Raw genomic sequence first — 3,273 nt, 5'->3', positions numbered from 1 at the left:
CGGATGGCCACGGGGGTCAGTTGGGTTTGGTGCAGTGATCAGTGCCTAAGCCGAAGCGGGGTCACGCAACTCCCGTCCCAAAAGGGGTAAAAGGGGGGGGGCGTGGTGGTGTTCGACTTAGGGTATATCGCCGTTATTTATGACTCGCCGTAAAGCTTAAGTCGTGGTTCTATGATGACGTTAGGTCAACGTACTGATCTAATGTGCCCCGACAGGGCGTCACGAAGCGCCCCCCAAGACGACCCCGTGACTTTCCTGTCGGGCACTTCTTATGTGGTGGTTACTGTGCTGACGGAACGCTCGGAGAGATGGCCGTAGCCGCCTCTGAAAGCCTTTCTCTCATGCGCTTGGAACGAGATATGCCCGATAGAGGCATGGTCCCGCTGTGGCTGACGTTGAAGTAGTAGCCGTCTTGCACAGAGCCATCGCCAGCACGGCCCCGTGAAGGCACCATGGTGGCAACGATCTGGTGGCTGTCGAACAGGAACTTGATGGTGGCTTGATAGCCCTTGTTCGGGTGTTCAACGCGCACAATAGGATCGCTTCCGAACTCTACGTTCATGGCATCCACCAAGATCTGATCGGCTTGAGCTTCGGTGATCAGATAGACAGGTTCGCTTTGGCTAACATAGGTGCCGGGTGTACGTGCCGGACCTGCAGCACAACCGCTAAGCGCTAAAACACTGACGGCCAGAGCCGCATACAATACCGTTTTCAAATTACACCCCTCGTGCATGTAGATTTTTTAGCTTTAATGTCACCCGTACAGAACGCAATTCTCTCATTTGAAAGAGGTGCTAATTCGGTAGGCAGGAAATAGGGTGAGATCATTGGGCACCTGCTTGGGCGGTCTTGCGGCCACGGGTCATGAACAGGACGCCGCCACCGGCAGCCAAGGCAATCGTGCCCCACAGGATAATGGAGCCAAAGCGACGGGCCTTCAGTACTTTGCCCTCATAGCTCAGGACGTTGTTGAGCAGGTAGGCTTCTGTTTTCTGGTATTCCTCGGAGTCATAGGCTGCTGAGAAACCCATCTTGTCTATGAGCTTTTCTTTACGTGCCATCTGAGCATCGAAGTGCTTTAGCGGAATGAAGTTGGACGCCCACAGGCCACCGACCACGACGTAGAAGGCTGCAATGGCGGCAAGCACCATGCGTTTGGTGTTGGTATTCATCTGGTGTTTTCTCATTGATATTGAGTGAGATGCGCCAGGATTTGCACATCATATAAGATGCCGAGTTTTGCGCTCGGCTTTACTCAGGCTGTGATCTTGATTGGTGCGTTCATACGCCGAGCGACAGCTGCCTCCCCCCAACCACGAATAACCCAATCTGGGATATCCCGATTGAGGATTTAGCGAAAGAGCCTCACCTCGGAGGGGCGCTCTTTGCCGTCATCGATATTCACGGACCGGCATCAGGCGTTCATCAGCTTCCTTGCTGCCACTCGTAAAGAGGCTGGCCTTACGCAAGTTGAGCTGGCTACACGTCTGGGTAAGCCACAAAGCTACGTTTCAAAGGTGGAACGGGGAGAGCGTCGGATCGATGTCATCGAGTTCTGCCAGATAGCAGAGGCATTGGGACATGATCCATCAAAGCTGCTTCAGAGCTTTATTGATATATAGCAGTAGCTTCCCAAGGCTCCGTATGTCTGAATGGCGGCATACTGTTTAGCTATGAGGGGCACCCAATGAAACTTACTGGATATCAAGCACGCGCAGCTCGTGCGCTGGTGCAGTGGCCGCGTGAACATGTGGCGCGTAAAGCCGCTGTAGAGTTGGAAGCGCTAGCGGCCTTTGAGCGTGAGAATGTTGATCCCGGCGAGGAAGCCTGTGAACGCATCCAGTCCACGCTGGAAGAAGGTGGTGCAGTGTTCTTGACCGAAGCTGATGGGGGCATCGGTGTGCGTCTTAAGTTTACCAGACAGGAAGTTCGATCCATACGCCGTATGGAGAACGAGGGCGGTCCTGTCGGAAATGATGACGTTTAAATCTGGAAGTTTATACGCCGTCATTGGCCAAGTGATAGGGAAAGAACGGGCCTACATTGCTGTCATCTAACGCGGTCAGCGACAGTGGAGTGTTAGAGGCACCTCGAAGATGTCGGTAGGGCCAGTAATGGGAGTTCTGTGCAGTGATAGAAACCCCGTAGTGGGTGGCCAAAGGCGGGTTACCGAGCCTGCGTAGTGAGGGCCTTACCAGTCTGTTGAAGTGAAATCACCCCGTAGTTGTAGGGGGCTGAAATGGGTTATCGATATAAGTTATCAATGCGACCGCATAAGTAGGCCCTAATTATGTGTTTACGACCTAAGAGCGTGCTTGATGGCGCCGGTGCAATTGTCGGCCCAGTTTTGTACGTGTAGATCTTTGGTATCTTTTCTCATCATTTCTAAGCATACGCCAAGTTTTATGGCTGTGAATTGATGTAACTTTACTGTTATTTCATTTTTATCTTCTCTTCTAAATCTATTAGAAAACGCGTTGTCTAAATCTTCTATATCTTTAGGTTCAAAAAATTCTTTTGCCTTTTTACTATCTTTAATATGATTGATAAATTGATGTAAATCAAATGCATCATTTGGGATAAATGTGATGGATACTACCCTATTAAAGGCGGGATCATTTCTAGGTAGAGGTATTCCATCAGAAAATGATTTATTACTTCTAATAAAAGAAGTTATGTCGAAATAAATTTCTTTGCGACCTGTTTTTGTTGATAGAATAAAATTCTCAATAGTTTTGTTGCCATTATTGATAATATTTCTATTCAATATTTTCCAATCTGCATTGGGCTTTCCAAATAGCTTTGACATCACGGAATATTCTTTTGGAATACCTTCAGCGCTATTTTTTGCAATTATAACCCATGCTCTCTCTTTAGATGTTCCGTTATTCTCTATTGTTGATGGGTTGTAATTGACAAGGATTTGTTTGTTGTCATCCAAACTGATCAAACTAATCATCAGCAATGTGACGCTAACCAAAACACCAACTATCCACGTGAAGCCTTCAAATCCGTTATTATAGACTAGAGAGGCTGTGCCTAATCCTATGATCGCAGAGGCAACCGCCAAGGCTATGCGTTGGGGCTTGTTAGGTTTCAACATGTGGCTACTCAGCGAGAAGAGAGATAAATACCTATGTTAGACGAGGGTGGTGGGGGCTTCAATCTGTAGACGTCGCCCACGTTGAAGGGGTGAGTTTCTACCAGAGGTGTGATGGCTAGCGTAGGCTCAAAGACACGCCCACTAGGAACCCACGACGGACCCTAGCC

General features: G+C 49.0%; 5 protein-coding genes. 2 read left to right on the top strand and 3 right to left on the bottom strand.

From position 1 onward, the window contains the following. Nucleotides 1–280: 280 nt before the first annotated feature. Together OB03_RS07405 and OB03_RS07400 are read right to left on the bottom strand one after the other, a co-directional pair. Nucleotides 281–718: a hypothetical protein gene (locus OB03_RS07405; RefSeq protein WP_461343697.1), complete on the bottom strand. Its 438-nt coding sequence runs from the start codon at nt 716–718 to the stop codon at nt 281–283. 109 nt (nt 719–827) lie between these two features. Continuing rightward, the gene (locus OB03_RS07400) at nt 828–1,175 is read right to left on the bottom strand and encodes a hypothetical protein (RefSeq protein ID WP_297799018.1); all 348 of its coding nucleotides are present in this window, start codon (nt 1,173–1,175) and stop codon (nt 828–830) included. Between the two features lie 213 nt (nt 1,176–1,388). On the opposite strand from OB03_RS07400, the gene OB03_RS07395 reads away from it, so the two are divergent. Both OB03_RS07395 and OB03_RS07390 read left to right on the top strand, forming a co-directional pair. Continuing rightward, complete coding sequence (locus tag OB03_RS07395; protein ID WP_461343696.1) at nt 1,389–1,625, top strand: helix-turn-helix domain-containing protein; 237 nt, start codon at nt 1,389–1,391, stop codon at nt 1,623–1,625. Nucleotides 1,626–1,690: 65 nt separating this feature from the next. Next, nucleotides 1,691–1,990: a DNA-binding protein gene (locus OB03_RS07390; protein WP_461343695.1), complete on the top strand. Its 300-nt coding sequence runs from the start codon at nt 1,691–1,693 to the stop codon at nt 1,988–1,990. 309 nt (nt 1,991–2,299) lie between these two features. Here OB03_RS07390 and OB03_RS07385 read toward each other — a convergent pair whose 3' ends face one another. Continuing rightward, complete coding sequence (locus OB03_RS07385; protein ID WP_461343694.1) at nt 2,300–3,106, bottom strand: hypothetical protein; 807 nt, start codon at nt 3,104–3,106, stop codon at nt 2,300–2,302. Nucleotides 3,107–3,273 lie beyond the last annotated feature (167 nt).

Source organism: Brevundimonas sp. GN22, from assembly GCF_054824005.1.
The sequence above is the reverse complement of the archived record's forward strand: the minus strand, read 5'-3'. Positions and strand labels throughout refer to the sequence as shown.

Bases quoted from the DNA above. Each gene is read 5' to 3' on its own strand.
- OB03_RS07385 (WP_461343694.1), bottom strand. From the start codon at position 3,106: ATGTTGAAACCTAACAAGCCCCAACGCATAGCCTTGGCGGTTGCCTCT.
- OB03_RS07390 (WP_461343695.1), top strand. From the start codon at position 1,691: ATGAAACTTACTGGATATCAAGCACGCGCAGCTCGTGCGCTGGTGCAG.
- OB03_RS07400 (WP_297799018.1), bottom strand. From the start codon at position 1,175: ATGAATACCAACACCAAACGCATGGTGCTTGCCGCCATTGCAGCCTTC.